Annotated in this window: 4 protein-coding genes and 2 pseudogenes; 5 read left to right on the top strand and 1 reads right to left on the bottom strand. The window is 56.3% G+C overall.

The features are described 5' to 3' along the window. Positions 1–166 precede the first annotated feature (166 nt). From QZ964_RS14765 to QZ964_RS14745, 5 genes and pseudogenes are all read left to right on the top strand, one after another. Positions 167–454 (top strand): DUF2933 domain-containing protein, encoded by a 288-nt coding sequence (locus tag QZ964_RS14765; RefSeq protein WP_292532404.1) that lies wholly within the window; start codon positions 167–169, stop codon positions 452–454. 5 nt (positions 455–459) lie between these two features. Beyond that, positions 460–1,125, top strand: coding sequence for an isoprenylcysteine carboxylmethyltransferase family protein (locus tag QZ964_RS14760; protein ID WP_292532403.1), 666 nt, complete (start codon positions 460–462; stop codon positions 1,123–1,125). A 619-nt stretch (positions 1,126–1,744) separates the two neighbouring features. Beyond that, a pseudogene (locus tag QZ964_RS14755) lies at positions 1,745–1,948 on the top strand (IS630 family transposase); the annotation flags it as partial. A gap of 576 nt (positions 1,949–2,524) precedes the next feature. Further along, a pseudogene (locus QZ964_RS14750) lies at positions 2,525–2,693 on the top strand (fructose-bisphosphate aldolase); the annotation flags it as partial. Next, positions 2,677–2,892 (top strand): hypothetical protein, encoded by a 216-nt coding sequence (locus tag QZ964_RS14745; protein ID WP_154453987.1) that lies wholly within the window; start codon positions 2,677–2,679, stop codon positions 2,890–2,892. The pseudogene QZ964_RS14750 and the gene QZ964_RS14745, both read left to right, overlap by 17 nt. Positions 2,893–3,088: 196 nt before the next feature. On the opposite strand, the gene QZ964_RS14740 is transcribed toward QZ964_RS14745, so the two are convergent. Further along, positions 3,089–3,517, bottom strand: a complete 429-nt coding sequence (locus QZ964_RS14740) for a hypothetical protein (protein ID WP_292532401.1) — start codon at positions 3,515–3,517, stop codon at positions 3,089–3,091. Between the last annotated feature and the right edge of the window lie 150 nt (positions 3,518–3,667).

The following is a 3,667-nucleotide window of genomic DNA, read 5'->3' as shown; positions in this document are numbered from 1 at the left end:
AACTGCCCACCGGCGAAACCGTCGCGGTCGAGTTCCTGCCGAGGGAGTCTGGCGAATTCAATTTTGCATGCCCCATGGGCATGTTCCGCGGCAGGCTGGTCGTCGAATAGAACGCCTGTCGGCCGGCGCAACCTCGAAGGAGCGAGCGATGCGACACGAACACGATATGCAAAATGGCGGTTCTGACAGTCCGAAGCGCGGTCACTTCGCATCGCGAGGGAACATGGTTCTGATCGGGTTCCTGGCGATCGCCGGGTTCTATCTCGTGACGGAACACACCGCTCATCTCTTCGGAGCGCTTCCTTACTTGCTACTTCTGGCTTGCCCCCTCATGCACATTTTCATGCACGGAGGCCATGGGCGGCATGGATCGCAGGAGAGCGCGAGCAACGAGTCCCCGATGAAAAGTCCGACTCCCCAGGCCGGCGCAGACAATCACGATGATCGAGGATGATTCCTATGCACGATGATGCTCCCGCTTATGGCCTGTGGTCGCTCGTCATTCTCAATTCGGCGATCTTCATCTTTTTCGCCTTCACCTTCTTCAAACCGCAGACGAAACGCGACTGGCGTTCCTTTGGCGCCTTCAGTGCGTTTCTCGTAGCGTTGTTCGCTGAAATGTACGGCTTTCCGGTCACGATCTATGTGCTGTCTGGCTGGCTGCAAAGCCGTTGGCCTGACGTGAACTGGTTTACGCATGATGCCGGACATCTGCTCGAGATCATGTTCGGCTGGAAAGCCAATCCGCATTGGGGCCCATTCCACGTGGCGAGCATAGCGCTCATCGGCGGCGGCTTTATTTTGATTTCAGCGGGCTGGAGCGTCCTCTATGAGGCGCAGCGCCGACACGAACTCGCAACCACTGGAGTGTACGCGTATGTGCGTCATCCCCAATACGTCGGTTTCATACTCGTCATGCTCGGCTTCCTCTTGCAATGGCCGACATTGCTGACGCTGGCGATGTTTCCGGTCCTCGTCGTCATGTACGTGCGCCTCGCCCGGGCAGAAGAAAATGAGGCGCTCACTGAATTCGGCGCGCCATATCGACAGTACATGGCCGAGATTCCGGCTTTCATTCCGCGAATCATAGCCAAAAGTCGGCGTCGTAATCACAGCCAAGGCTGACAGAGCAATCTTTGAAACGCCGATCCTCGGGATGATGAGAGCCCCTCTGCTAATTTGTGCTGACAGGTCGTTCGGCCACATGGAGACCTGAAGAACTGAAGGGGGCGCGCTGCATAGTTGTTGTTGAACGATGCAATACCTTCAATGGCATTAGAAGCTTCGGAGCGAGCGCTTGATCCAAAATCTTGATTGATGGGTCTGCGCCCTTGTATTCGACCCCAAGCGTCATAGTTCTCCGTCAGAAGAATAGGGAGGACCCTATGCGCAAAATGCTAACTTCTGGCGCAGTTCTAGCAGCCGCAATGTTGTGGGCGTCATTGGCGCAAGCCGGCACATTTCACCACGGTCGGTATCTGCCAGACTACGGAGGGCACTACCGCTATCAGCACAGGGATTGGAGCGGCTACTATGGCTACGGTGGAGGCATGCCCTTCAGCGGTCCTTGTTGGGTATGGGATCAAGGCCACTGGGTTTGGGTTTGCCAGTGACGCCCAGGCTGTTCGCATCAAAGACGCCCGCCGTGTTGGCGGGTGTCGGATTCTTGCGACACAGATCTCGCCCGACCTCAGGAGCAATTTGTGAATGATTGCAAGCTGACAGCAGCGGTTACGAGCCGAGAGCGACGCTGCTTTATCTGACTCCCTATGGTCCCGACTTCCAACCGATCGAAAACGCCTTTCTTCGAACTGAAAGCGCTGTTGCGCAGAGCCGCCTAGCGAACCGTCGACGGTCCCTGGGACAGGATCGGCGCCGTGTTCCAAGAGTTCACGCCACAAGAAAGCAAAAAATCTTCTTCGCCGCCGCTGGATACGAGCCGGGTTAAGACGAATTCGCTCTAAGAGCTTGACCACTTGAGGTAGCGCAACGTCATGCTTGCCCGCGCCGGCGACGCCACCGAATGCGGTTTGCAGTCAGCAGGCTCACCACAACTTCTTTCGCAAGCTCGCGCTCGGCGCCATTTGCCAAGTTTAACGTGGCCCGTCGTCGCTTTAATCATGCCATGCGCGGCATTTCCGCGTAGCCGCCTTTGATCACTACGCCCTTATCCTGGCATACTATCGAGTTGCTGACGATAACGTTCATGAAAAACGCTTGCCAACGTTGAGCGAAGCACTACCGCCACCGTTTGTCCTGAGCTGGAACCCTCGCCTATGCTGGGCACGCACGAACTTCTCGCTAGAGCGGGCGGCCACGTGGTCACATCCAACAGCAAGCCGCAGCGGACAAATGACAGTGACCTTGGGAACATTTTTGGCGCACGCGGTTCGAACTGCTAACTTACGAATTAAGATCGCGACCCGCATTCCACATAACCCGCCCCCGACGCCTTGGCCAATGGGATGCAGTGTCGGCTCGTATTCTGCTGAAGGCATTTCAGCGTCACACGGACCCAACTTCCATGAATCTCACCTTCCGCGTTCGCGAAATCCTTGACTGCTACGAAGGCGAGACCCCCGGCGCCAAGGCCAACCTTGCCCGCATGCTGATGGCGGGCAAACTGGGCGGCACGAGCCGCATGGTCATTTTGCCAGTCGATCAAGGGTTTTGAGCATGGGCCGGCGCATAGTCCTTATTGACATCGATCGCCACGACGAGCCGTTGACGGTTGAAGTCGATGAACTCCGAGACACGGTGATGGTTGTCGGCGTTCCCAATACGCAAGTAAAATTCTATCTGCAGCGCCGCGACGAATCATCTTGGTTCGAAGGATCGATCGGCGGCCGCTATTTTATCTTCGACCCGACCAGGCTGGGAAAGGCCGAGTAGAAATTGGTGTTTGGCTTGATCCGGCGACGGCGCCGCTGATCGAGCGCAAACGAAAAGCCCGGCCATTGCTGACCGGGCGAATTTTGCACAACCCCTGGGAGGGTCGTGTCGGCGCGATTGCACCAACATTGCGGGGCATAGAATTAGCGCCGTGGCGAGCGGCTTCAACTCCCCAAAAACGCAAAACGCCCCGCCGTTACATCCACGGTCGGGGCGCTCTCGGCGACGGAGGTGAGCCGTCAGCGTTGTGGCGGATCAAGCGCTCGAGTGCGGGAATGCAATCCTCGATGCCGCCGATCTTGCCGCGAAGGCTGGGCTGCAATGCGGTGAGTGCACTGGCTAAATTGCCTAAAGCAGCGTCTTCGATTGAAAGTATCCAGGACGCGTCAAAAACGCCGCAGCGATAATCATCGCCGCGGCCGCGTTTGCGGAACTGTCCTTCATGTCGAGAATGGCGTTCGCCGCGTCGTATTTGGCGTTTAACCAACGCGCCGCACTCTGCCTCCAATTCTGGCCGCCCTACTTTTTCCCCTCGACTCAGTGGTATTAGAAGCGTCGAACTGAGCACTTGATCCAAAATCTTGATTGATGGGTCTGCGACCTTGTATTCGACCCCAAGCGTCATAGTTCTCCGTCAGAAGAACAGGGTGTCAGGACACATCAGAAATTGAGAAATCGGCCTGTTGAATTTCAATGCGTTACGAAACGCTGCTGATTTACGCGTATACATTTGAATTGAGAAAACGCCCGAATGATGTACAGTTGAATTGAGAAT

The organism is Methylocystis sp., assembly GCF_021731785.1.
Taxonomy (GTDB): domain Bacteria; phylum Pseudomonadota; class Alphaproteobacteria; order Rhizobiales; family Beijerinckiaceae; genus Methylocystis.
Note: the sequence above shows the minus strand (reverse complement) of the source record. Positions and strands in the feature narration are given on the sequence as shown.